Source organism: Chitinimonas sp. BJB300, assembly GCF_002735695.1.
Classification (GTDB): domain Bacteria; phylum Pseudomonadota; class Gammaproteobacteria; order Burkholderiales; family Chitinimonadaceae; genus Chitinimonas.
Map to the genome: position 1 here is coordinate 1 of NZ_PDZH01000013.1, position 23,402 is coordinate 23,402.

Sequence of the window (23,402 nt, forward strand, 5' to 3'; positions counted from 1 at the left end):
ACGATCCACGCTTCCTTCCCACGCTCGGTCGCCCTCACGCAGTTGCGCTTCACTTCGTTCGCTGTGATCAACTTACGGCGGGACTTCCACCCGCAGGAGTGCGCCCATGCTGGGCGCACATAAAAAAACCCCGACTCTCTTGAGTCGGGGCTGAGGCATAACTACTGCAACCAACTATTAGTCACTAGTATTTCAACAGACCATGCTGCGTTTTTCAGGTCTGGCGTACTTTAGAAACTGCCTTGCAAACCAAATCCTAAAGCGTTGCGCTTCTCTTTACCCAAACCAAACGTGTGGCTGTAGCTGACATAACCGGCCAGGGTCTTGGTGAAGCTCGCCCGTACGCCACCCATCGCTACCATATAGCTGGAGTCAGGTGCACCGACATCGGTGTTAAATGTAGTGGGTTGCGTCACCAAGCCAGATCTCACAGTACGTGCATCGTCCTTGGTGTCCTTATAGGCCATGAGCGAAGCAAACGGCGTGACATTGCCCATGTTCATCTCAGCCTTACCACCCAAACCGAGTAAGAGCGACTCCATCCGTTGCTTGTCGAAACGCATCGTGGTGCTACAGGCAATCGGCGCCGCGACAGTGCCACACTGATTCTTTTCAGCATAGCCACCTACAGTCTTCTCGCTAAAAGCCAAGCTGGCAGTAGGAATCAGGGATAGTGAACCCAAGGCCATGGTATAGCTACCTTGTAAACGGAAACCCACCGTCGTACCACTGGTATCGCCGCTCTCAGTACGCGTTGCTGTACCCAACGTGATATGACGATCGATGCTATCAAAGCGAGACGAACCAAAGAATACATCACCACCCAATGACATCATGCCCAGGTCGTACCGGCCATACAGCGACATCAAACGGCTGATGGCGCGGAATTCGCCGACACCGTTGGCGAATTCAGTGCTGTGGCGGACTTGGGTAACAGCCGCACCCACGACAGCATTCGCACCAATCTGGGTATCCATACCCAAGGTCGCGGCAGTATTGGCGCCACCACTTTCCAGAGTCTCAGCACTACCTTGGAAATCGTTATGCAAACGATTCATACGGAAGTAAACGTCCATACCGTTTACCGAACGTGCCCGTACACCACGCTCATCAATAGCAGCTTGTGCGGACTGTGGCGCAGCCGTCTGGGCGTTGACCAATTGAGCAGCGAAGTAAGGGGCATCCAACACCGAGGCAATGTATTGGTATACCGCGCGATGCACTTCCGGGGTGGGGTGGAACGTATCGGAGAAGAAATACTGCTGGCTACCGTCGTAACCTGCTGACATCGGTACGCCATTCGCACCGCTAAAGCAGTTATTGGCATCGGTAGCACAAGCATTGCCGGTTATGTTGGCAAAACCATAGGCGCTTGGATTTGCTAGTACTTCCTTCATCAGACGGTTCACATCCAATTGGATAATGGAACCATCAGCACCCAAGGCGCTCAGCCCTGCTGTAAGGCTAGGGTTAAAGACACTATCTACCAAGCCCAAAGCGCCTGCCGTAGCCGATGCATAACCTCCCGAAATCTGGCTATTGATAGTGGCTGACTGAGCATTGAGACTTGCGCTTGTCTGAGCCGAGATACCAGCGGTTAAGGCAGCAAGTGTTGCATTGTATTGCGCTGTTGTGGTGAGTACTCCCGCACCAAACAGCACGTCTGCAACTGCTTTGGCAGCGGCAGCCGGGTAACCAGAGACAATCGAGTTGGTCGCTGCCGTTGACGCGTTGCTCACAGTAGCAGCAGTGCTGGCAGCATTGGTATTCAGCGCAGTATGAACACTGCTGGCCAATGTAGCTGGTTTGACACTGGTCAGCGCCGTGGCCGTAGCCGCCACCAATGCGGCATTACCTGCCAGCGCAGGGTTGACGGCACCGAGCAAACTGGTTGCATAAGCCGTTGCACCACCCGCGCCGGCAGCAACGTTCTGCGCCACCGTAGCGGCAGCAGCATCTGCTACGGTAAAGAAAATACGCGGTGTCTTGCTGACATCTGGCGCATTCAACACCAGAATTCGCTTGGCCCCTGCGGCCTTAAGCGTGGCAACTTGAGTCACCGCATCGGTAGCCGCTTGCGTCATAATGGCCTGTCCTGCCAACGCACCACCTGTTCCCGTTGCCGCAGTTAGCGCCGGCACCACGTCATTGCCACCAATCCAAACGGTATAAAGCGCATTCGGGTCGGCCTTGCCACCATTATTGGCTAGAAAATTGGTTACCTGGGCTGCCAAGTCGGCTGGTGCGCCAGCTACTTCAGTAGCCCGAGCACCGCCCTGTGCGTAGTTATTGCCAGTCGTACCCAAGGCAGGATTCGCGCTGTTGACTGAGGTCAAAGTCTTACCATACTTGGCAGCCAAGTAATCGGCATAGAAGTTAGCCCAGTTGGTCGTAAAACGCACATTACCCGTGCCCGCAGCCGGGTTACCAAAGGCTCCCGTGTCCGTCAGGCTATCGCCAAAAAAGTAGGTATTCGAAAAACTACCTGCAGCCAGCACGGAGGCTGGAGCAAGCGCTGCGCTCACAGCAAAGGCGGTAAACGTTTTACGGGCCAAACCAATGCGTTTCATTTTTTTGTGTCTCTCTTAGAGGTAGTTGAGCTTTAGAATTCGATGCTGCCCCGCTCGCGCAGCATGTTGGACGCTTGGCCGACCTGGTTTACACACTGGGTCGATGAGTCAGAACCCGCATAGGGACTGGCTTGGCGGGGCTTATTTTGTCGCAACTATAGCGACTAGAGAGCTTTTACACTAGGTGGAACACTTGGAAACAGACGTTATTGTCATCGGTGCCGGCGCTGCCGGTATGATGGCTGCAGCCAGCGCAAGCCAACGCGGACGCGGCGTTACACTGATTGATCATAGCGAGCGCTTGGCCGAGAAGATTCGAATCTCGGGGGGTGGTCGTTGCAATTTCACCAATACACAAACCACCGCCGAACGCTATTTGTCGCGTAATCCACATTTTTGCAAGTCGGCGTTGGCGCAGTACACAGCGCAAGACTTCATCGACTTAGTTAATCGATACGGCATTGCCTGGCATGAGAAAAAACTTGGCCAATTGTTCTGCGATAAATCGGCACAGGACATCATCGACCTGCTCCAGGCAGAATGCGACCTGGGTGGAACGGTATGGCGCACGGGTACTGCTATCCAGGGCATTACCAAAACCAATACCGGGTTTCAGGTCGATACACTACAAGAACGCTGGCAATGCCAAAGCGTGATCATTGCAACGGGAGGATTGTCGATTCCCCCCATTGGGGCGACGGGTTTTGGGTATGAGATAGCCAAGCAGTTTGGCCTACCCATCACACCATTGGCAGCAGCGCTCGTGCCGCTGACTTTCGAGCCGAAAGATCTTTTCAATGAACTGGCGGGAGTATCGCTGGACTGCGATGCACATGGTGGTGAAGGGCCGAATTTCCGCGAAAACGTGCTCTTCACGCATCGCGGTGTTTCTGGGCCTGCCATTTTGCAGATTTCTTCTTATTGGCGACCTGGACAGGAAATTGCACTGGACCTACTGCCCGGTCGGGATGCCCATGCTCTGTTTGAGGAAGCAAAACGCGCCGATACGCTATTACCCAATGTATTGGCAGATTGGCTGCCCAAGCGCTTTGCCCAAGCCTTCTGCGAAGCCATTGTCCCCATCAAGCCGATGAAGCAGTACACCGTGCGCGAACTCGATAGCGTGGCGCAGCGCTTGCACAACTGGCGCGTTGTCCCCAGTGGCAGCCAGGGCTACAAGAAGGCCGAAGTCACGCGCGGTGGCGTTGATACCGATGCGTTATCAAGCAAGACCCTGATGTCTAAAAATGTCCCAGGATTGTTCTTTGTAGGCGAAGTAGTAGATGTGACTGGTTGGCTGGGAGGGTACAACTTCCAGTGGGCGTGGTCATCGGGCTGGGTGGCTGGTCAATACGCCTAGCATTAGTGCTCAAACATCTCTTGCCTGATCATTAACCCTATGTTTTACACGACGCCGAGCAATTGTTGACTACGCATCGCTATCGGAATCGGGTTGCTGGGGGGGACTTTCCGCCGTCTCCTCATTTTGAGGGGGATTTGGCACCACCTCAGCCAAGGTGGCTTCAATACGATGGGTCAACGCTGCGTCGGACGGCACCATGCTCGCGAGGCAAGCCTCCGCCTGTTCCTTGAATACTGGATCGCGCAAGGTTTGGTAACTCTTGGCGGCTGCATTGGCCGCGGCTGCAAGCAGGCGGTTGTTGTGGGTACGTTGGCCTTCGGCAATCAATATCTCGGTAGCGGCGCGGAAATTCTCCTGCACCATGAGTTCCGCAGCCTGGTTGGCAATTTGTGCGACATGGTCACCGGCAGAAGCCAGCACTACCAGCAATGAGGGGCGGTTGGCGAGCTTTTGCACCAACAATTCCTGGGCACTACGGCCTGTACCAAAACGCAAGGCGATGGGCTCGACCCATTCGGCCAAAGTTCCTGAAATATCATCGGCATAAAGTCGATCCACCACCGTGAAGTAGTCGAGCGCAAACTCAAAGTTGAAATCGAGCGCATCCCAATTGCCTGCCAGATTGCGCATGATATCAATCGCCGCCAGCGGCTCGCGTTTGGCAATGGCTTCACCAGCTTGTGCCAACTCGCCATACCATGCGCCGCGTAAGCCATCACAATCGGCATTTTCATGTTTTTGCTTGGCGGCCAGCTGCTTCACCAAACTGGCGGCATCGCCAGCATGACCTTGGTCGAATTGCAATAACGTAAGGTGAAACAAGGTACGGTAGTCGAGGTCAATCGCTTTGCCATTGATCTTTACCGCCTTGGTAAGGTATTCAGTCGCTTTGTCAGGCTGTCCCAGACTGTAAGCCAACTGACCGGCCAGTTGCAGTCGCTTCAGGCTGTGTGGGGTAATCTTGATGGCTTGCTCGGTAATATCCAGCGCCTCGGCGAAACGCTCGTCCGCGAGATAAAAATCGTTCAGTTGGTTGTACACCGGCAGATAACGCAGGTGCTGGCCGATGATGTCCTGCATCGCAGCCTCAGCCGTGGGCTTGTCACCCTGGCGCAATGCCACACGTGCCAACCCCAGCTTGGCCCAAGCTGGATTACGCGTTTCGAGTATCCGCCGGTACATGGCAGCGGATTCCTCCAGTCGCCCCAAGCGCATCAAAATATTGGCTGCTAATTTCGCGATATCCGTCAGGTATGGACTCTTGACGCCCATCATCTGCTGGGCAGCCTTCAACGCCTGGTTGTAGTTTTTGGCGTTGAGCCCTTCATAGATTTCCATCAAGGCCTGGCGGCGATTGAATGCCTTTTCGATCCGCTCGGACAAGTTACCTGCCTGGACTGGCTTGAGCATGTAATCGTCCGGCGTTTCCTCGGCCACACCCACCACGCGCGGATAGCTGGCCTCGCCCGTTACCATGATGAAGATGGTAAAAAGTGGCAACGCCTTCTTCTCTCGCATCTCTTCCAACAAATCCTGCCCGGTTTCTTCCGTATCGAAATGGAACTCGCACAGTACGATGTCGTACTTGTTTTCCAAGAGCCGTCGCTTGGTTTCATGGAGCGTGCTGGCCGTATCTATACGAGGGATGTCAAAGCCCTGAAGGATGGAGCGTAGCGATAGGCGGGCCGTGGAAGAAGGGTCGGCCACAAGAGCGGATAGGGAACGCTGTGGCAACATGTGAGGGCACCAATGGGGTTAAACCATCTTTAAGCCTGTCAATATCACGAGTAACCAAGCCCTTCATATTGCTCGGCATCGCGTCCTAATCAGCCTCACACTATTCGCTGCCTGTAGCGCCTTATTATCAGCGCTTGGCGTACAAGATACGTGCATCCAATGCATGCGCCAGCACAAACTCGTATCGACCACCTTCAGGTATTGCCGTTAGTGGAACCGTGGCGCTGCCACCTTTCAAATTCATTGCCAGCACACGTCGTTCGCTACCCACCTGCGTCACACTGAGGCTCGGGAAGGCTGCGGCATTCCAACTGACTATCAGCATGCCATGCTCTTCACGCCAATTCACCATCGGCGCGCTATCAACCGTACCGATCTGCTTTGCTGCAATAGGTGCCGGTTGATTCAATAGCCGGCCATTCTTCAACATCTCCAACTTAGCCAGCGGCCCAGGGTAAGGGATAGCAAGATTGAAATGCTCAAGGCCGGGTGCACCATCCTCTACCGGCACGCTACGAACCGGTTGCTCACGCACGGTACCATCCGCCAGCGTCATCCGGAGCCGGTATGCACCCCCAGCATCGTAACTAGGAAATCCGCGTTTGGCAGTCGGGGTGGCGAAGTGCACACCATTGGTGTCTATTGCCCCACTGATTACCAACAAGTCGGTTTCAGGTGCCTGGTTTATCAACAGAGGAAAGGTAATGGACTGCAAATAGGTTTGCGTTGCATTGTAGTTGTAATCGGAGAACCAACTGGAATCTGAACAATAACCCATGATGTCATTGAGTCCAGCCGGGTCAACTAAACTGCCCGGTGCACCCGTGCCACTGTAGTTAACAGCATAAACACTATTCATGTCATAGAGTGGAGCGCTACCCAATACACCACCTGCATAGGGGTAACTTGGATCAGGATTGCCGGCTCCACCGCAAGGCGCATGACGACGACTGAAGTTATGCCCCATTTCATGAATAAAGGTATCTGCCCAATCGGAGTAACCCGTATCCAAGCCAATGCCTGAAAGCGCACTACTGCTACCTACGCTATTGACATATGCCAAACCAGCTAAAAACGAACCATTGGTATTAGCCTTCGGCACAAAACCAAAATACTGCCGCCCATTACCTTCATTATCCCGTGTCGCTTCTAGATCACTGAGCACCGCACTCCAATCTGCCTGAGAAGATGGCGGACTGGCAACCGCTGGTGTGGAATATAAAGCCCGAGTGGTGATATCCAGATTAGTAGTGGCCAAGGGCAATGTCCGTAATATCGCTGTACGTGCAGCAGCCGGCGTTGGTGCAGTGCCATCTACAACGCCCGTACGGATAGGTACAAGTGTCAATTTAAGACTGGATGCGGTTCCCATCACAGGGGTAGCATCCAAACTAGCACCCCCAGCCCCGGCCGGCACACTGACCGTCACATTGAGCCCACTAACGACTTGCGCTGCTGTCAGTGTCGCATTGTAGGTTTGTGAGAGATCAAGCGGACTCTGCGTCGTAGGCAAGGTAGCTGGACCTCCTGTCATAGGCAGACTAACCAGCACATTGCTTCCATTCTTTACTAATAAAGTGATGCCTGGATTAGCCAGCCCATTCGTGCTTGTCACGTAGGCCCGTACAATAGCCGGCTTACCCGGAACCAAACGTTGGTATTGAGCTCCTGCGGTTTGTGAATAGGTCTGCACGAAATCAATTCGGCTAATGGTTGCGACTGCAGAGGAACTCACAGAATATTGCCCCGCATTAACGGGTGGCTGACTACTGGACATCAGTAAAATGGATCCTGTTGTCGCACTTGGTTGTACAGTAAAACTTAATGACGTATCAGTACGGCCTGCCGCAATGGTTTGTGCAACGCCGGACAAGCTCAAACTGGTCACTTCGCTAAAACCCGTCCCAGTGATTGTCACAACGGTTCCAGCCAAACCAAACTGTGGACTAAAACTGCTAGCCACAATCCTTGGAGCAACACGAAAGGTCTGCGTTGTAGTCAGGGAACTGTCATCGGCAACTAAAGTGAGTGTTCCACTAACCAAACTGGCATTAGTTGGTACCGAAACCACCAACTGACCAAACTGCTTGTTGCCCAACGTGCCCGGCACACTACCAAACAAAACCTGTTTAACTCGATCCAAACCCGCCCCCACCAAGGTGATGTCGGTACCAACCAGCCCTTCAACCGGGCTCAAGCTCGCGACTGCCAATGGTGTCAGTATCACCACCCCGACTTGGCTGGTGATACTGACACCACTCTTGGTAATCAATACAGGCGTACCCGTCAACGCATTGGTCGGGACCGTCACCACCAATTGAGTGGCAGACTGGCTGCTTATAGGAAGCGTCAACGTACCAAGTTGCACACTCGCCACTTGGTCTAGAAAGCTGCCGGTAATGGTGATAGTCAGGCCTGGCACGACCGAGGCAGGCGAAATACCTCCGACGGAGGGCTGTTCAACCACAATGCTGAAACTCGTGCTGGTGCTCGCTGACGCTGTCCCACTTGAAGCACTTAATGCCAATATCCCCGTATTTGTAGTGGAGGGTACAACTACTTTAAGAACAGTGTCGGAGACCACCGTAAAACTGGCATCCACGCCGGCCAAACGCGCAAGTGTAACCTTGCTCATCCCCACGCCAGTAACGGTCAACGTTGCACCGGGAACCGCAGATCGTGGGCTGACGTCACTGATGACCAAGCTGAGCACCGTCCCAGTGCCCGTGCCTGTTCCCGTGCTGGTCCCGGAACCTCCATCCCCACTACAGGCCGCCAGAAGCATGATCAAGCAAGTTATCAATATTCGGGCATGGATAGGCATGGTTCAGTCTCCATCAAGTAACCAAGAACCTATTCACAATCTCACGGCATAGCCGTAATCAAGGTTCATGTGCTGCTCAAAATCCACTGCTCGCGAGACGCCAGACTGCTATCGCGCTCCGCGCACGGAAATTCGCAGACTGTCATGTACCTCGGTACATTCAGCGCTGCACTTCAACTCACTGATAACCACTTCCAACAAGAGCCCAAAAAGGTTTTAGACTTGCTGACCTATGCCATTGCGAGGCAGCATGCACTTGTCAGCAAATCCTTGGCTGACGATGCTATGTAGCCAGCGATTGGGGTGAAACCACCATGCCATCTTCATCGGCATACAACCAATAACCCGGCTGAAAGCGCACACCGGCAAACTGCACCGGAACATTGCTGCTTCCTTCCCCTTTTTTCACACTCTTGCGTGGATGTGTGGCCAGAGCCCGAATACCAACGGCCTGGGTATTGAGCTCGACTGAATCGCGGACACAGCCATACACCACGATACCCACCCAGTTATTCTTAACCGCCAATTCACCTAGTTGGCCGCCCACCAACGCACACCGCAAACTGCCACCACCATCGACTACCAGTACACGGCCATTACCCGGGGTCTCCAGCGTGATACGCACCAAACTGTTGTCTTCGAATACCTTCAATGTAGCAATAGGGCCCGCAAATCGTACATTTTGGCCAAAGTGGCGAAACAACGGATCAAGCACCTGTACTTGTTCACCGTATTCATCACTAAGTTCCGTCGTCATGTAATGCATCAAGTCCATTCCCGTGTAAAAGTGCAAAGGGCTCAATCGAGCCTAGCAAAACGGGGAGCACTCGGCTCCCCGTTATTGTCTGAACTGATATTCGGCCGACGATCGGCAAGAATTTGTTTCTATTTGAATTTACGTTAATTGAATGGGCACTTTGGACAGTGTCGGCATCCAGCAGTACCATCCGACCTAACGTAGCCCTAGCACATCCTGCATATCGTAAAGTCCGACGGGCTGCTGACGCAACCATAATGCCGAACGCAAAGCACCTTGTGCGAACGTGGCGCGGGAACTTGCCTTATGCGTAATCTCAACCCGCTCGCCCTCTGCCATGAACATGACCGTATGGTCGCCCACCACATCCCCACCCCGCACAGTGGCAAAGCCAATGGTGGAAGGGTCACGTGCACCGGTAACCCCCTCACGGCCATAGACGGCGCATGTCTTCAGGTCCCTGCCAAGCGCATCGGCCAGCACTTCTCCCATACGTAAAGCGGTGCCTGATGGCGCGTCTACTTTGTGGCGGTGATGGGCTTCAACGACTTCGATGTCATACCCGGTATTCAGCACGCGTGCAGCGATATCGAGTAACTTGAAGCTGAGATTCACACCCACGCTAAAGTTGGCGGCAGACACAACACCTATATCGCGCCCCGCCGCCTTGAGTGCTGCCTTACCCACCTCATCAAAACCCGTGGTGCCCACAATCATATTCACCCCTAGTTCCCGGCAGATCGCCAGATGGGCCAAGGTCCCCTCCGGGCGGGTAAAATCAATCAAGACATCAGCGTCTTTCAAGGCAGTACGAAAATCACTTCGTATCGACACCCCGGTATTCCGGCCCAACGGCAAGCCGGCATCCTGCCCTAGCGACGTTGCCGTTTCACGATCCAATGCCACGCTCAGTACGCAATCTGGATGGGCTGTTACGGTATTGATCAGCTCCCGCCCCATACGGCCCGAAGCACCCGCAACGGCAATACGCAATGGCCGACTCATTTTGCCTGCTCCCTCGGGTTAGGCGGCGCCTTGCCGACAACGACAGTACGGGCTGGCAGGGACTCGCCGCCCATGCCAATCAAGCGATCGCCTTCAAACTGCACGTAATAGCGCTTGTTCTGGGAGGGTTTGCCTCCCTTGCTCTCGTAGTAAAGATAGTCCCAACGATTGGGATGAAATGCATCCGCCAGCAACGGCGTACCAAGCGCAAACCGTACTTGGGCACGTGACATACCGATCTTGAGTTTGTCTACTTGGTCGGCAGTGACGGCATTACCTTGTGGCACATCCAACTTATAAGGGGTGAGGTAGCTGCAGGCCGACAATCCAGCCAGCAGAAAGATAATCAAGAGTGTGCGCATGGGTTACAAATAAACCGTAAATAAGAGAATTCGGGAGCTTTTAAGCAATTTTCAACGGCCAGACAAATCTAGGCAGTAGAAACCCTAGACTGCGGCAAGGCACGGAAGTGCCGTATCATACTGCGAACCTTATTCCAGAACCTATCTCCCCGGACGCGATCATGAGCAAAGCAAGCGATCTCAAAGATGCCGGCCTGAAGGCCACTGGCCCCCGGCTGAAAATTCTCAACCTGTTTGAAACCAGCGACCAACGTCACCTGACGGCGGAAGATGTCTACCGTATGTTGCTTGATGAGCAAGACGATGTGGGCCTCGCTACGGTTTATCGGGTCTTGACCCAATTCGAACAGGCCGGCCTTTTGGTGCGGCACCACTTCGAATCAGGCAAGGCGGTTTTCGAATTGAACCAAGGGGGTCATCATGACCACTTGGTTTGTGTGAAGTGTGGCAAAGTCGATGAGTTCTTCGACGCTGAGATTGAAAAGCGTCAGGACACCATCGCCAAGAAACACAATTTCATGATCCAGGATCATGCAATGTACTTGTATGGAATTTGTGAAGACTGCCAGACCCGCCTCGCGGGCAAACTGAAAACGCAATGATCCCTTGGCTGGGCCGGGAGTTGGCCTTCCCCCCTTTGCAGTCCGCCTTGGTTGAGCCCAATGGCTTGCTGGCTGTCGGCGGTGATCTCAGTCCAGAACGACTTCTCCTGGCCTACGGCCAAGGCATTTTCCCCTGGTATTCGGCCGGAGAACCCATTCTGTGGTGGAGCCCGGACCCTCGCATGGTGCTTGTGCCAAGTGAGCTGCATATTCCCCGCTCGCTGGCCAAAACCCTACGCCACAAATCTTACGAAATACGCTTTGATACTGCCTTTCGGCGGGTAATGCAGTGCTGCGCCACCATACAGCGCGCCGACCAGGAGGGCACTTGGGTAAGTCCGGCAATCATTGATGCCTATTGCCAACTACATGACCTGGGGTGGGCGCATTCGGCCGAGTGCTGGATGGATGGCGAGCTGGCAGGTGGTCTTTACGGCGTGGCCATAGGTAGAATGTTCTATGGCGAATCGATGTTTGCAAGGCGGCCCGATGCATCCAAAATCGCTTTTGCGCACCTCGTACGCTGGCTTCAGACAGAAGGGTTTGGCTTGATCGATTGCCAGATGCATACGGCACACCTCAGTCGGTTTGGCGCCCGTGAAATCAACCGGGATGTCTTTTGCAACGAACTGGCTAGACTGAATCAACTACCCGGCATAGCCGGGCCATGGCAATACCCGACCACGCGAAAGTGGGAGGAATAACGTGAGCCATCCCAGCGACAGTCGCCTAATCCGCCTGCAGTTTTATGCGACAGCCCCCTATCAGTGCAGCTATCTGAATAACCAGATGGCGCGCTCGCAGGTGGCTATTCCCGCTGAGCTGATTGATGCCCATATCTATAGCCAACTGGTGCGCAGTGGTTTCCGCCGTAGTGGCTTGTTCACCTACCGGCCCTGGTGTGACCAGTGCCGCGCCTGTGTACCGGTACGGCTACGCGCCGATGAATTCCTGCCAGACAGAACCCAGCGCCGCACCTTGAAACGACACGAAAATCTGAGCGTCGCCATCCTGCCCTTGCTATACCAGGACGACCACTACGCGCTCTACCATCAATACCAAAAACAACGCCATAGCGGCGGCGGCATGGACGAAGACAGCCGCGAACAATACGAAAACTTCATCCTGAAGAGCCAAGTAGACAGTTTCCTGGCTGAATTTCGTCTGGATGGCCAACTCAAGATGGTCAGCCTGATTGACCAGCTCAACGATGGGCTGTCCTCGGTCTATACCTTTTTTGACCCCACTGATCTCAATGCCAGCTACGGTACTTACAACATTCTCTGGCAGGTAGAACGCACCCAACAGTTGCAACTGCCGCATGTCTACCTCGGGTATTGGATAAGCGAATGCCGCAAGATGGCTTATAAGACACGCTTCAATCCCATAGAAGGTCTGATTGACGGGGTTTGGCGGCTGCTTTCTCCATATGAAGAAACTGCCTAAAGCCTGTTGCCAGGCTGTAGCGGGCAACCTCTTAGAACGTGTCTAAAGTCTCGCGAGCTAAGGCAAGATAAGGCGAAAACAGCCGAGGAAGCAGAGTTTACAAGTTGTAAATGAGCATTCCGAGGATGTTTTCAACGCCATATTGCCGACGCGCAGCAGACTTTAGACAGGTTCTTAGCACTCAGGTATGGCTTGCTGATGGTACCCCCACACGAAAATGCCCCACATGCTGCCGTAATTCACTGACTACTTGGCGTAACTGTTCGACACCATCATCAATGGCACGCATATCAATCGCTGCAGCCTGAATGTGTTGGCCAATTTCAACCATGCTTGATGTGGTGTCTTCTACCGACGCGACCTGGCTGCGGGTAGCATCGGCTATATCGGTCGCCAATTCACGCATGGTGCCGGTGTCGCGCAGGATAGCTTCTTGCCCACCCATGGCCTCTCCCAAATCAACCACGCCTTGGCCTACACCCTCGCTCACCTCACGCATTGCCGCAGCTGCAGAGCGGGTGGCAGATTCGATCTGCTGCGTCATCTGGCTGATATCCGCCGTAGATGTAGCTGTTCTTTCCGCGAGCTTACGCACCTCATCCGCCACGACAGCAAAGCCACGGCCGCTCTCACCGGCCCGGGCAGCTTCTATTGCTGCATTAAGTGCCAGCAAATTGGTCTGCTCGGCAATTTCCTTGATGACAGATGCCACCTGCCCTATCTGATTTGCAGCTTGGCTAAGTGCATCGATCATTGAGGAGGATTGCGCACTTGCTCGGGTTAACTGTTCACTGGCAGCTTGAGAACGTGCAATGCTTTGATGCGCTTGTTTAGCGGTGGTAGCCGCATCATTTGCGCGGTCTACGGTACGCTGGATGCTGGCACTCACCTGCTGCACCGCTACCGATAGCTCTTCTGCCGCTTTGCCGATTCGTGACGCCTGAACGCTGGCTTCCTCGGTCTGTACGCAGGTGTCCGCCGCCCGGTCTTTCAACTCAGCGGAAACATCGTCCACGCTATGCACTGCACGTTGGATAAGTTCAATAGTACGGGCTTGCTCCTCAATCAGACGATTCACCGATCTGGCTGTATCGCCGATTTCGTTACGGCCCAGGTCGGGTAGTCGAAGCGTAAGGTCGCCTTCGATGCGGAGCAGAAAACCCCTGATCATTTCCAGCGGGCCGGTGATACCACCGACAATCCACCAGATAGCGACGAACAGGATAATCGCACCCACTACAATTACCCCGACGCTGATTTGCTGCACCTGGGCAATCATCTCAGCCTGCTCTTTGTGGCGGGCTTGCGAAGTTGTCTCAATCAGCTTGCTGAAATTCTCCATACTATCTTCGAGCTTGGAAAAGCTGCTCGAAAATGCCTGGAAAGCTGCATCGGCCTCCGGCGCGTGTTGTTCAAACTTATCCAGCGCAACCTGAGCCTGAGTAGCGTAGCTGGCCAAATTGGGCTTCAGCGCATCCAACGCAGCACGCTCTGCACTGGGCAGAAAATCCATCTTGTCGTTCTTATCGACAAGATCCCGAAAATTTCCCAGATGCTCGGCCAGATCAGTACGCACCTCGTCAATCGCCTCCTTTTTAGGTGCCGGCTGCTGCGCCATCAGCCAAAACATATGCAGTACATCCGACCGGATAGCGTCATGCATCATGTCCGCTTCGGTCTGGTTTCGTAGCAGGCTGACCATCTGATCCGACCGCATTATCGCATCGGTCAAATTCCGACTACTGAAGTAACCAACACCGCCAACCACTAGCATAACTGTCATCGCAATAGCACCTAATAAAAGGAGCCGATACTTGATCGTTATATGTTCCATTGCCTTCTCCTCCAGCTCAATCCATAAGCGACGCATGCTTCTATGAGCAACGCTGTCATTTCCCATCACAACGCCATGACTCCGGGAAAGGTGATTCCACAGTAGTAAATTTATAGGCAATTGAACTGACACCTTCTTGCCTGAGATTACTTCGACGGGCCCCTTTTCGATGCTGATACCTGTTTTGTGGGCGCGGCCGTGAGCGCATTCCGACGGTCAAAGCTATCGGAAGCCATCCGTCGGTAAATCTTTATACTGCCTACATATCAGCCTCATCCCATAATGTTTTCCAATTTGATAATTATTCGCATTCTAAGTTAGCATTTCACGCCAATTAGTAGCACTTATCATGGAACCCCTTGATGACCGCCTTTCGCCTGACTTTGATCGCCGCACTTCTAGCCGGCAGCGTGGTTGCACGCGCAGACACCACACCGCAAGCGGTCGCTGAGCATTACGCCACGGTGGTCCATGCCAGCTATGCCGATGCGCTGGGTGCTACCCGCACCTTGCAAACGGCGATTGATGCCCTGATTGCCAGCCCAAGTGATGAAACCCTCGCCAAAGCGCGGGAAAGCTGGCTGGCTGCACGTGAATGGTATGGCCAGACTGAAGCTTTCCGCTTTTACAGCGGGCCGATTGATAGCGAAGAAGGCCCGGAAGGGCGTATCAACGCGTGGCCGATGGATGAAGCCTATGTCGATTATGTGAAGGGCAAAACGCGGGCCGGCATCATCAATAACCCCAAGGCCAAACTTAGTCGTGAGGCACTGGTAAGCCTGAATGAAAAAGGTGGCGAAGAGAACGTCAGTACCGGCTGGCATGCGATCGAATTCCTGCTGTGGGGCCAAGACTTGAGTAAAACCGGTCCTGGCGCCCGCCCTGTCAGCGACTTCATCGATGGCAAAGGCCAGAATGCAGACCGTCGTCGCACCTATCTGAAGATTGTTACCGACCTGCTAGTCGACGACTTGAACAACCTCACCCAAGCGTGGGCCCCCGACGCCAAGAACTACCGTGCCGACTTCGTGGCCGACAAAGAAGCCATGCAAAAGATCCTCACCGGTCTGGGGGTTCTGTCGCGTGGCGAGTTGGCTGGTGAACGTATGGAAGTCGCACTCGCTTCCAAGTCACAGGAAGACGAACACAGCTGCTTCTCGGACAATACCCACCGCGACGTGGTAGCCAATGCCAAGGGTATCCAGAATATTTGGGAAGGCAGTTATACCCGTGCGGATGGCAGTGTCCTAAAGGGCGCTTCCTTGCGTGAACTCATTGCGGGCAAAGATGCCAAGCTCGCGGAGAAAACCAGCGCCGATATCGCCAATTCAGTCAAGCTGGCCCAGGAAATACAATCACCCTTTGATCAGGAAATCGTCGGCAAAGACAGCGCGCCGGGCCGCAAGCGGGTACGCGCCGTAGTCGACTCGCTGAAGAAACAGGCTTCTGACTTGGTGAATACCGCCAAGGTACTGGGTATCAAGAACTTGAACACCAAGGCCTGATAACCGGTTTACCGTCCTACCGTATCACCCGGGGCATGGCTATAGCAGCCATGCCCTGTTTTGCTTTTTTGTTGTGAAACGACCGCATGAAAATTTTGCTTCCCTTAGTACTTGTCACCGCCGCAACAGCAGCCAGTGTTGTGCTGGTCCCCCCTTATGAGGCAAGCGAACGCCTGCCCGGTGGCCAGACCACGATATTCGACCAGGGCCAGAATGCTTTTTCATTGCCCTTGGCCAATCTGACCGACCGCCAGCGCACTGACTTCGTGATCGGCAACTCCTTCTTCAAGAAGAACTGGGTGGAAGCACCCGCCTCCACCACAGCCCGTGACGGACTTGGCCCACATTTCATCGCCCGATCTTGTGGGGCCTGCCACACGCAAGACGGTCGCGGTGCACCGCCCAGTTTTGAGAATAACCTACAGGGCGAGCAACCGATGGCGCTGCTGTTCCGGCTTTCAGTGCCAGGCCAGGATGCGCACGGCGGCCCTAAGCCAGAACCCGTTTATGGTGGCCAGTTCAATAACGATGCGGTTAGCGATGTAAAGCCAGAAGGCCAGGTCGCTATCCACTACACCGAAGTCACTAACCAGTTTGCCGATGGCGAACCGTATACCTTGCTCAAACCCACCTATCAGTTTACCGACCTGGGCTATGGACCCATGCGCCCGGATACCATGGTTTCGCCACGCATTGCGCCGCAAATGATTGGCCTGGGGCTGCTGGAAGCCATCAAACCTGCCGACATTCTGGCCAATGCGAAAGCACAGGCGGCAGCGGGAGGTACGATCAAAGGCCGGCCCAACTATGTTTGGGATGCCTACGCCCGACAAAAACTGATTGGCCGCTATGGCTGGAAGGCCAATACCGCCAGCGTGGCACACCAAAGCGCTGGTGCGTTCATTGGCGATATCGGGATTACATCGAAGCGTAATCCGCACGAGGAATGCACTGCAGCGCAAACTGATTGCCTGAAAGCTCCTAGTGGTGGCAAACCTGAAATCAGTGAAGACCTCCTCAACAAAGTGATCTTCTATAGCCGGACCCTCGCAGTCCCTGCTGCACGGGATCAGAGCACCGCATCGGTCCAGCGGGGTCGCACTGTATTTTACGAGGCGCAATGCGCCACCTGCCATGTGCCCAAATATGTAACCGGCAACTTCAAATCCTTACCCCAGCTTGGCGGCCAGACAATCTACCCCTATACCGACCTGCTATTGCACGATATGGGCGAAGGTCTCTCCGATGGACGTCCAGACTTTGCAGCAGGAGGCCGCGACTGGAAAACGCCTGCGCTATGGGGCCTTGGCTTGGTAAAGGCGGTCAACAGACACACTCGCTACCTGCACGACGGCCGCGCACGGAACCTGATGGAAGCGATCCTGTGGCATGGCGGCGAAGCGGAAGGCGCCCAGCAATACGTACTGAAGCTGTCCAAAGAGGACAGAGAGAATCTTGTCGCATTCCTTCAGACGCTATAAACCCAATACAGGCCGGTTTCCTACATCTGTCCGCTACGTTGTTGAACCCACCGCGCAATCAGCACGTCAGCGTCGACCAATGCAACCAATTGTCATATTGTCGGTCTTTACGGCACCCTATCTCAGCTCTGCCCCTATTTGGCAGCCCTGTATCAACGAACCGATGAGGTTCGTCAGCAGTAAGGAATTCGCATATGAAACATCTCACCCTCGCGTTGACTACCAGCTTTCTGGCCACCGCCTGCGCCACCCAATCGCCGCGTATCGCAGCCGAACCAACAACCTCTGTGGCACAGACAGTCCCCACCGTTGCAACTACATCGTCGGCCTTAGTTACCACTACACCTGTCAGCAGCCTTGATGCCGCCGCCACTGTCATGAACTGGCAAACACAACAATTGCCGCGCATTCAGACCTTGGCTGACAACAGCGCCAAACTGCGTGATAGCGTAGCGACTCTATGCCAGCGCCTGAAAGCCGACCAACTTGAGCAGGCGCGCAAGGACTGGAAGAGCACCTATGCCGCCTGGCGTACTGTCGAAGCGCTGCCAATGGGCCCTACGCTGACACGGCGTACTGCGTGGCAGATCGACGTCTGGCCGAGCCGGTCACCCAAGGTGGAAGAAGCCGTCCGCCTCGTTGAAAAAGACGCGCCGATTGCCGATAGCGTCGGCGCCGCGGCGCAAGGCCTACCCGCCTTGGAGTACCTACTTTGGGGGGATGACCGCGCCAAAGCGCAGTTGGGCCGGCTGCACTTTCGCCAGCGCTGCCAATACAGCGTTGCCCTTGCCCGCGAAGTGGCGACAGAGAGCGCAGGACTATTAGCCGACTGGCAGACCTTCGAACGCCAGCAGTACGACACAGAAACCGGACGGCAAGCCTTTGAAGAAGCCGTTAACCTGATTGCGAGCAGTTTGCAAAATCTACGGGACAAAAAACTAGCCCGCCTTGGCAGCAGCAAGATCATCAAGCAAGCCGCAAGACAAGATTTCGATGCCTGGCGCAGCCACCAGACCAAGGCAGGCCTCACCGCAACCCTAGGCACGCTGGAAAGCATTTTCCTGGCCCCAGGCCCAAATAACAGTCCCAGTTTTGTTGACCGGCTGGCCGCAGCCGACAAACCCCTTCTGGCCCAGCACTTGAGGGATGAGATTCGTATTGCGCGCGAAGTGTTGGCCAAGCTGCCCGAAGACATCGCCCAAGCCGGCAGCCGCAACCCTATAGCGCTGAAGCCCTTCCTGGATTTGATTAAACGCTTGCAAAGTTTGGTGGAGTTACAGGTAGCAGATGCAGTAGGGATCACAATTGGTTTTAAAGACAGCGACGGCGACTAGCTGTTTCCCTGCCGAGCTTGGCGCTGGCAGCACCATGTCAGCGCCCCTTGCTCGGCTCAATGCCTAGTCCTACACCATGCCCCTAAGCCGCCGCCACTTTCTTGCTGCCAGCCTTACTCTAACCACTTGGTCGCTATACGCTGCCAATCCAGCCAAACGTAGTCCAGTCATTCTCTCCGCTGGTTGGGATGAGGAAGAAACGTGGTGCGCTGGAAATCTATCGCGCCCTTCGGCCAAACTACCCGGCCGCGGCCATGTGCTGATCCCCGACCCCAACCGTTTTGGCGAAGCCATCGTAGTGGCACGCCGACCCGGTTACTATCTCGCGCGTATCGACTGGCGACGCGGCCGGCTGTTGCAACACTTCGAGCTGGAAGACGAGCGTAATCTGGTTGGCCACGCAGTATTCAGCCATGACGGCAAGCAACTGATCACTGCTGAAACGGATGAACGCAACGGGGTAGGTCGCCTTGTGGTGCGTGATGCACGCAACTTCAAACGCCTGGAAGACCGCCCCAGCCATGGTGTGGGCCCGCATGAAATTCTCTGGCTCGATCGCCATACGCTTGCGGTTGCCAATGGCGGCATCCTCACCTTGCCGGAAACCGGCCGCTACAAACGCAATATCGGCCGGATGAACCCATCGTTGGTACTGATCGACAGCAGGGATGGTGGATTGCTGAAGGAATACCGCCTGCCTGATAACAAACTGTCCATTCGCCATCTGGATGTCACCGCAGATGGTACGCTCGGTGCAGCGCTACAGAATGAGGGCAGCAATTTGTCGCCCGTGCTGGCCATTCTGCGCGATGGCCAATTTGGTTACGCCGATACGCCACCTGATTTATGCCAAGCCATGCAGGGCTATGCTGCCAGCCTGGCTGCCTTGGGCGATCGCTTTCTTATGCCCTGCCCGACCGGCAACCTGCTTACCGAGTGGAGCAGCACAGGCCAGCCGACAGCCCAACTTCCCCTGCCAAGGGTCTTTGGCGCGGCATCACTGGATGGCAATTGGCTGGCCAGCGGCGAAGGGGGGGAAATCTGGCATCTGCAATCCGGTAACTTGAAATTGCAAATGGTGGAGCGTTATCCACATCATTGGGATAACCATTTGACGGTGATTTCCGGCGCACAATAGTGGGGCTACACACCTTCTGCCATGCTCAATAAAAATCTGCTGCGCAAACTCGATATTCAAGACGTTGCCATCTTCCTCAGCCTCATCGATACCAATAATGCTAGGCTAACGGCTGAACGTTTAAGAACCTGTCTAAAGTCTCGCGAGCTAAGGCAAGATAAGGCGAAAACAGCCGAGGAAGCCGAGTTTACAAGTGGTAAATGAGCATTCCGAGGGTGTTTTCAACGCCATATTGCCGACGCGTAGCAGAATTTAGACAAGTTCTAAGCATCAGCCAACCCACCGTCAGCTATTGCCATAAGCGGTTGAGAACCAGTTTTGACGATCCCTTATTCGAGATCTGCCAGAACCGCTTTATTGCCACCGCCAAGGCGCAGCGCATTGCCCCTTATCTGCAAAACATTCTCGACGCGGTCAATTTCTGCGCAGAACTCGATAACCCGGCCCCCATTCAGCCAGCACAGCAACCTATTCAGCTTTACTTGCAGGAGTATTTCGAATTACTGCTGTTACCCGACCTATTGGAACGCGTGCTCGACAGTCGCATTGCACCGGGCATCAACCTGCAGCACTTTCTGACGGAACTACCTATCGGATAGTTATTGGCTGGAGATGTGGATATGGCGTTTGGTTACGGACCGGGCTATCACCGCCTCCATCCCGATCTGCAGTGGGAATCGCTGTTTGAAGATGACTTTGTCTGCCTCTCTCCTGGCAAACAGCCACATAAGCTTACCCTGGCTGACTATTGCCAAGCCGAGCATCTCTACCCTACTCCCTGGTTGTCGCAGAACACCATTATTGATGGTTGGCTGGCCAGGGGCAGTCAAGGCACGTCGTGGCGCGGACTTCGTCCCACCAAGGGTGCATAAACAACCTCAAACACCCTAATCAGATACTCGCATTGCCACGCAGGTTGCTGCCTACCCTCGCCATTCCACCCGGCATCTCCGTCCACCACGCCCCAGCCGGCTGCCCCAGTTTCACCATCGATATGATCTGGCCCAAATACCCGTTGCGCCCAGTCACCACACGCTGATTGATGCAGCAGATGCGAGACATTGCGAAGACTCAGTCCACCAACCCAGGATAAGTTTTGGGGTTGAAGCGCAGGTTGATCACCAGCATCACGACAAACACCAGGGTCAACGTAAACCAGGCAGGCCCGAAGCTCGCGAATACTTCCTTCAAACGCCCGGCAATGAGCGGGGAAACACTGGCCAACAGATAACCGATACCCTGTACGAATGCGAGCAGCCCCCCTGCTCTACGCGGGTCATCATGGTGGTCCAAGGTCACGATCATGCTCAGGGGAAACAATCCACCAATACCCAGGCCGACTATCAACGCCCACAACCAAGCAAAGTGAAGCGGCGCAAGCCAAAGACCAACAAAGCCGATGATGGATAACAGGAGCACCCCGGCAAGCACCAGGCGGCGATCCTTGGAATGCTTGGCGAGGCTAGGCATCAGTAAGCCTGCCACCACCTCTGCAGCCGTCATGAAACTCAGCAGCAAGCCAGAGGCGTTGGCAGTCCAGCCCAGTGAGAGATAAAACGGCGGCAACCAGGCGAGCAGACAGGTATAACCTGCCGTGCCCAGGCCGAAAAAGAGCGCCAAGGTCCACGCACGTGGCAAACGATAAAACGGCGTGGCTTTTTCTTCGGCATCAAGTTTGATCGGCGGCAGCACCAGCACATCGCTCGACCGCTGCCACCCCCAAAGTGCCAATGCCGATGGCAATGCCCACAACGCTAAAGCAATGCGCCAGCCACCCAGATGGTCGGCAAGCCAAGGTACCGTCGCTGCGGATATCGCCGCGCCACCCATCAATGCGCTGACGTACACGCCCATACTGAAAGTAAGTCGGTCGGGTATGGCTGATTTGATCAATACCGGCATCAGTGATTGGATCAGTGCAATGCCAACCCCAGCGCATAACGCAGTCAGAAGCAGATCGTACAGGCCAGAACTGAAAGCACGCAGTGCCGTCGCAGCACCGATCAATCCCAGCGCCAGCACCATCACCCGGCTCTCACCAAAGCGCAGCGCCAACCGGATGCCCACAAACGAGGCCAAGCCGATTGCCAGTATCGGCAACATCGTCAGCAGTGATGCCTGGGTGAAGCTGATACCGATGTCCGCCTGGATGCGATTGAGCAAGGGCCCGATCCCTGCCATGGAGGGACGTAGATTCAACGCGACCAGAATAATGGTGCTGTAGGTCATCACCATGCTGGCAGGCAGTGCCAGACTTTGGGTCATACTTTTGGACATGTTCATCTTCCACCGGGACGTTGCATCAAGCATCGAGAGTACCCGATACAGCCGGCGCGCCAATCAGAAAGACAAATGGGATGATTTAAGAATCAAATACCCACCTAAATCGACAATCCTTGACCCTGCAAGTAAGCCGCATACCAGTGGCTACATTGTGATGCCGTATGTACGGCAGTCCCTAAGAACCGGTCAAAGTCTGCTGCGCAACCCTGATCAAGGCCCATGTACTGCCCGAAAGCCAGTGTCAAAAAGCAAAACAGCTAGCGCGAGCCGTAGCCTCGCAGATAAACAGGCTGTCGAGGAAATCACTCCCCACCCATCTGCCGCCGATATCGCTCGGGCGAGAAGCCAACCTGTTTACGGAACATCGCAATGAACGCAGAGGGCGTACCGTAGCTTAACCTGCCGGCAATGTCCTGTACCGGCCAGCCTTCCTTCAACCACGCCAACGCCTTCAGGAACCGCGCACGGTTGCGCCACTGTACAAAACTCATCCCCAGTTCTGCCTGAAAGCGACGGGCCAATGTCCGCTCGGTGGTGTGTACATGCTGGGCCCATTGCGCCAGGGTACGTGCATCGGCAGGGTCGAGGCGTATCGTCTGCAAAATAGGCATCAGCAGCCTGTCTTCGCTGTCTGGCAGATAGCTGGCTTGTCGGCCGGCGCGCACCAAGTGTTCCACCAGCAATTCAGCTTGGCGGACATCCCATACATCCACCATCGCCCCCACACGACGCTGACAAAAATCTTCAAACAGGGCGCGAATCAACGGGCTTTGTGCAATAAGACATGGATCGGCAGGTAGGCGTTCGGCTTGCTCGGTGCTGACATAGATCGAAGTGTATTCCAATGCTTGGCGCACGTAGGAAGCATGCGGTATATGGGCTGGAATCCAAACCAGATAATCAGCCGGTGCAGTCAATCTTTGGCTGGCGAATTCCAGTTCCATCAATCCAAGATTGATTAGGCCCAACTGGCCCCAAGGGTGGCAATGGCGGCCACACTCGCTACGGGCCTCCAAATGGTCATACCGAAAATACAGTGGAGCGGGTGGCGGCAGATCCAGGTCCCCAGCAAGGTAAGGTAGCGGCATATTGTCAGATTCTACTTATTGAATTGTCTGTTTTGAATTATAAGTAACAAAACAGACAAGCATAAAATGGCCA

Annotated in this window: 20 protein-coding genes; 10 read left to right on the forward strand and 10 right to left on the reverse strand. The window is 54.6% G+C overall.

Translation table 11 applies throughout. The annotated features are described in order from the left end of the window. Positions 1-230: 230 nt before the first annotated feature. Positions 231-2,570, reverse strand: coding sequence for an autotransporter domain-containing protein (locus CSQ89_RS03615; RefSeq protein WP_099404825.1), 2,340 nt, complete (start codon positions 2,568-2,570; stop codon positions 231-233). A gap of 193 nt (positions 2,571-2,763) precedes the next feature. Here CSQ89_RS03615 and CSQ89_RS03620 point away from each other — a divergent pair, with 193 nt between their 5' ends. After that, entirely contained in the window at positions 2,764-3,930 is a 1,167-nt protein-coding gene (locus tag CSQ89_RS03620; RefSeq protein WP_099404826.1) for an NAD(P)/FAD-dependent oxidoreductase, read from the forward strand. Positions 3,931-3,999: 69 nt separating this feature from the next. Here the strand turns inward: CSQ89_RS03620 and CSQ89_RS03625 are convergent, their stop codons facing one another. The 5 genes from CSQ89_RS03625 to CSQ89_RS03645 form a co-directional block, all read right to left on the reverse strand. Next, positions 4,000-5,670, reverse strand: coding sequence for a response regulator (locus CSQ89_RS03625; RefSeq protein ID WP_099404827.1), 1,671 nt, complete (start codon positions 5,668-5,670; stop codon positions 4,000-4,002). A gap of 127 nt (positions 5,671-5,797) precedes the next feature. Further along, entirely contained in the window at positions 5,798-8,494 is a 2,697-nt protein-coding gene (locus CSQ89_RS03630; RefSeq protein WP_099404828.1) for an IPT/TIG domain-containing protein, read from the reverse strand. Positions 8,495-8,777: 283 nt separating this feature from the next. Beyond that, positions 8,778-9,260: a ribonuclease E activity regulator RraA gene (rraA, locus tag CSQ89_RS03635; RefSeq protein ID WP_099404858.1), complete on the reverse strand. Its 483-nt coding sequence runs from the start codon at positions 9,258-9,260 to the stop codon at positions 8,778-8,780. 186 nt (positions 9,261-9,446) lie between these two features. After that, the gene (gene dapB / locus CSQ89_RS03640; RefSeq protein WP_099404829.1) at positions 9,447-10,256 is read right to left on the reverse strand and encodes a 4-hydroxy-tetrahydrodipicolinate reductase; all 810 of its coding nucleotides are present in this window, start codon (positions 10,254-10,256) and stop codon (positions 9,447-9,449) included. Beyond that, positions 10,253-10,618, reverse strand: coding sequence for an outer membrane protein assembly factor BamE (locus CSQ89_RS03645; protein ID WP_099404830.1), 366 nt, complete (start codon positions 10,616-10,618; stop codon positions 10,253-10,255). The genes dapB and CSQ89_RS03645 overlap by 4 nt, the downstream gene beginning before the upstream one ends. A 161-nt stretch (positions 10,619-10,779) precedes the next feature. On the opposite strand from CSQ89_RS03645, the gene fur reads away from it, so the two are divergent. The 3 genes from fur to CSQ89_RS03660 are packed head-to-tail and all read left to right on the forward strand — an operon-like array spanning position 10,780 to position 12,666. Then, the gene (fur, locus tag CSQ89_RS03650; RefSeq protein ID WP_099404831.1) at positions 10,780-11,220 is read left to right on the forward strand and encodes a ferric iron uptake transcriptional regulator; all 441 of its coding nucleotides are present in this window, start codon (positions 10,780-10,782) and stop codon (positions 11,218-11,220) included. Beyond that, a complete protein-coding gene (aat, locus tag CSQ89_RS03655; protein ID WP_099404832.1) occupies positions 11,217-11,924 on the forward strand; it encodes a leucyl/phenylalanyl-tRNA--protein transferase in 708 nt (235 codons plus the stop codon). Before fur ends, aat begins: the two co-directional genes overlap by 4 nt. Before the next feature lies 1 nt (position 11,925). Next, a complete protein-coding gene (locus CSQ89_RS03660; RefSeq protein WP_099404833.1) occupies positions 11,926-12,666 on the forward strand; it encodes an arginyltransferase in 741 nt (246 codons plus the stop codon). A gap of 181 nt (positions 12,667-12,847) precedes the next feature. Here the strand turns inward: CSQ89_RS03660 and CSQ89_RS03665 are convergent, their stop codons facing one another. Beyond that, the gene (locus CSQ89_RS03665) at positions 12,848-14,449 is read right to left on the reverse strand and encodes a methyl-accepting chemotaxis protein (protein ID WP_158228888.1); all 1,602 of its coding nucleotides are present in this window, start codon (positions 14,447-14,449) and stop codon (positions 12,848-12,850) included. 413 nt (positions 14,450-14,862) lie between these two features. Here CSQ89_RS03665 and CSQ89_RS03670 point away from each other — a divergent pair, with 413 nt between their 5' ends. The 6 genes from CSQ89_RS03670 (at position 14,863) to CSQ89_RS03700 (ending at position 20,830) form a co-directional block, all read left to right on the forward strand. Continuing rightward, a complete protein-coding gene (locus CSQ89_RS03670) occupies positions 14,863-16,005 on the forward strand; it encodes an imelysin family protein (RefSeq protein WP_099404835.1) in 1,143 nt (380 codons plus the stop codon). Positions 16,006-16,091: 86 nt separating this feature from the next. Next, a complete protein-coding gene (locus tag CSQ89_RS03675; RefSeq protein WP_099404836.1) occupies positions 16,092-17,486 on the forward strand; it encodes a di-heme oxidoreductase family protein in 1,395 nt (464 codons plus the stop codon). Positions 17,487-17,680: 194 nt separating this feature from the next. Beyond that, complete coding sequence (locus CSQ89_RS03680; RefSeq protein WP_099404837.1) at positions 17,681-18,820, forward strand: imelysin family protein; 1,140 nt, start codon at positions 17,681-17,683, stop codon at positions 18,818-18,820. A 76-nt stretch (positions 18,821-18,896) separates the two neighbouring features. Beyond that, complete coding sequence (locus tag CSQ89_RS03685; RefSeq protein ID WP_099404838.1) at positions 18,897-19,958, forward strand: DUF1513 domain-containing protein; 1,062 nt, start codon at positions 18,897-18,899, stop codon at positions 19,956-19,958. 200 nt (positions 19,959-20,158) lie between these two features. Further along, positions 20,159-20,557, forward strand: a complete 399-nt coding sequence (locus tag CSQ89_RS03695) for a LysR family transcriptional regulator (protein ID WP_139022830.1) — start codon at positions 20,159-20,161, stop codon at positions 20,555-20,557. 21 nt (positions 20,558-20,578) lie between these two features. After that, the gene (locus CSQ89_RS03700; protein WP_099404841.1) at positions 20,579-20,830 is read left to right on the forward strand and encodes a hypothetical protein; all 252 of its coding nucleotides are present in this window, start codon (positions 20,579-20,581) and stop codon (positions 20,828-20,830) included. A gap of 19 nt (positions 20,831-20,849) precedes the next feature. On the opposite strand, the gene CSQ89_RS22370 is transcribed toward CSQ89_RS03700, so the two are convergent. The 3 genes from CSQ89_RS22370 to CSQ89_RS03710 all read right to left on the reverse strand — a co-directional run bounded on the left by CSQ89_RS22370 (position 20,850) and on the right by CSQ89_RS03710 (position 23,329). After that, positions 20,850-21,020 carry a hypothetical protein gene (locus CSQ89_RS22370; protein ID WP_158228889.1) on the reverse strand — a complete coding sequence of 57 codons (171 nt, stop codon included), beginning with the start codon at positions 21,018-21,020 and terminating at the stop codon, positions 20,850-20,852. 9 nt (positions 21,021-21,029) lie between these two features. Next, positions 21,030-22,235, reverse strand: coding sequence for a cyanate transporter (locus CSQ89_RS03705; protein WP_233202953.1), 1,206 nt, complete (start codon positions 22,233-22,235; stop codon positions 21,030-21,032). Positions 22,236-22,543: 308 nt separating this feature from the next. Then, entirely contained in the window at positions 22,544-23,329 is a 786-nt protein-coding gene (locus CSQ89_RS03710; RefSeq protein WP_099404843.1) for an AraC family transcriptional regulator, read from the reverse strand. Between the last annotated feature and the right edge of the window lie 73 nt (positions 23,330-23,402).

Excerpts from the sequence above, each read along its gene's own strand:
- CSQ89_RS03680 (WP_099404837.1), top strand. The coding sequence starts at position 17,681 with ATGAAACATCTCACCCTCGCGTTGACTACCAGCTTTCTGGCCACCGCC.
- CSQ89_RS03685 (WP_099404838.1), top strand. The coding sequence starts at position 18,897 with ATGCCCCTAAGCCGCCGCCACTTTCTTGCTGCCAGCCTTACTCTAACC.
- CSQ89_RS22370 (WP_158228889.1), bottom strand. The coding sequence starts at position 21,020 with ATGTCTCGCATCTGCTGCATCAATCAGCGTGTGGTGACTGGGCGCAAC.
- CSQ89_RS03700 (WP_099404841.1), top strand. The coding sequence starts at position 20,579 with ATGGCGTTTGGTTACGGACCGGGCTATCACCGCCTCCATCCCGATCTG.
- CSQ89_RS03670 (WP_099404835.1), top strand. The coding sequence starts at position 14,863 with ATGACCGCCTTTCGCCTGACTTTGATCGCCGCACTTCTAGCCGGCAGC.
- CSQ89_RS03705 (WP_233202953.1), bottom strand. The coding sequence starts at position 22,235 with ATGTCCAAAAGTATGACCCAAAGTCTGGCACTGCCTGCCAGCATGGTG.
- CSQ89_RS03615 (WP_099404825.1), bottom strand. The coding sequence starts at position 2,570 with ATGAAACGCATTGGTTTGGCCCGTAAAACGTTTACCGCCTTTGCTGTG.
- CSQ89_RS03665 (WP_158228888.1), bottom strand. The coding sequence starts at position 14,449 with ATGACAGTTATGCTAGTGGTTGGCGGTGTTGGTTACTTCAGTAGTCGG.
- CSQ89_RS03675 (WP_099404836.1), top strand. The coding sequence starts at position 16,092 with ATGAAAATTTTGCTTCCCTTAGTACTTGTCACCGCCGCAACAGCAGCC.
- aat (WP_099404832.1), top strand. The coding sequence starts at position 11,217 with ATGATCCCTTGGCTGGGCCGGGAGTTGGCCTTCCCCCCTTTGCAGTCC.
- CSQ89_RS03695 (WP_139022830.1), top strand. The coding sequence starts at position 20,159 with ATGAGCATTCCGAGGGTGTTTTCAACGCCATATTGCCGACGCGTAGCA.
- CSQ89_RS03630 (WP_099404828.1), bottom strand. The coding sequence starts at position 8,494 with ATGCCTATCCATGCCCGAATATTGATAACTTGCTTGATCATGCTTCTG.
- CSQ89_RS03710 (WP_099404843.1), bottom strand. The coding sequence starts at position 23,329 with ATGCCGCTACCTTACCTTGCTGGGGACCTGGATCTGCCGCCACCCGCT.
- CSQ89_RS03645 (WP_099404830.1), bottom strand. The coding sequence starts at position 10,618 with ATGCGCACACTCTTGATTATCTTTCTGCTGGCTGGATTGTCGGCCTGC.
- CSQ89_RS03625 (WP_099404827.1), bottom strand. The coding sequence starts at position 5,670 with ATGTTGCCACAGCGTTCCCTATCCGCTCTTGTGGCCGACCCTTCTTCC.
- fur (WP_099404831.1), top strand. The coding sequence starts at position 10,780 with ATGAGCAAAGCAAGCGATCTCAAAGATGCCGGCCTGAAGGCCACTGGC.
- rraA (WP_099404858.1), bottom strand. The coding sequence starts at position 9,260 with ATGCATTACATGACGACGGAACTTAGTGATGAATACGGTGAACAAGTA.
- dapB (WP_099404829.1), bottom strand. The coding sequence starts at position 10,256 with ATGAGTCGGCCATTGCGTATTGCCGTTGCGGGTGCTTCGGGCCGTATG.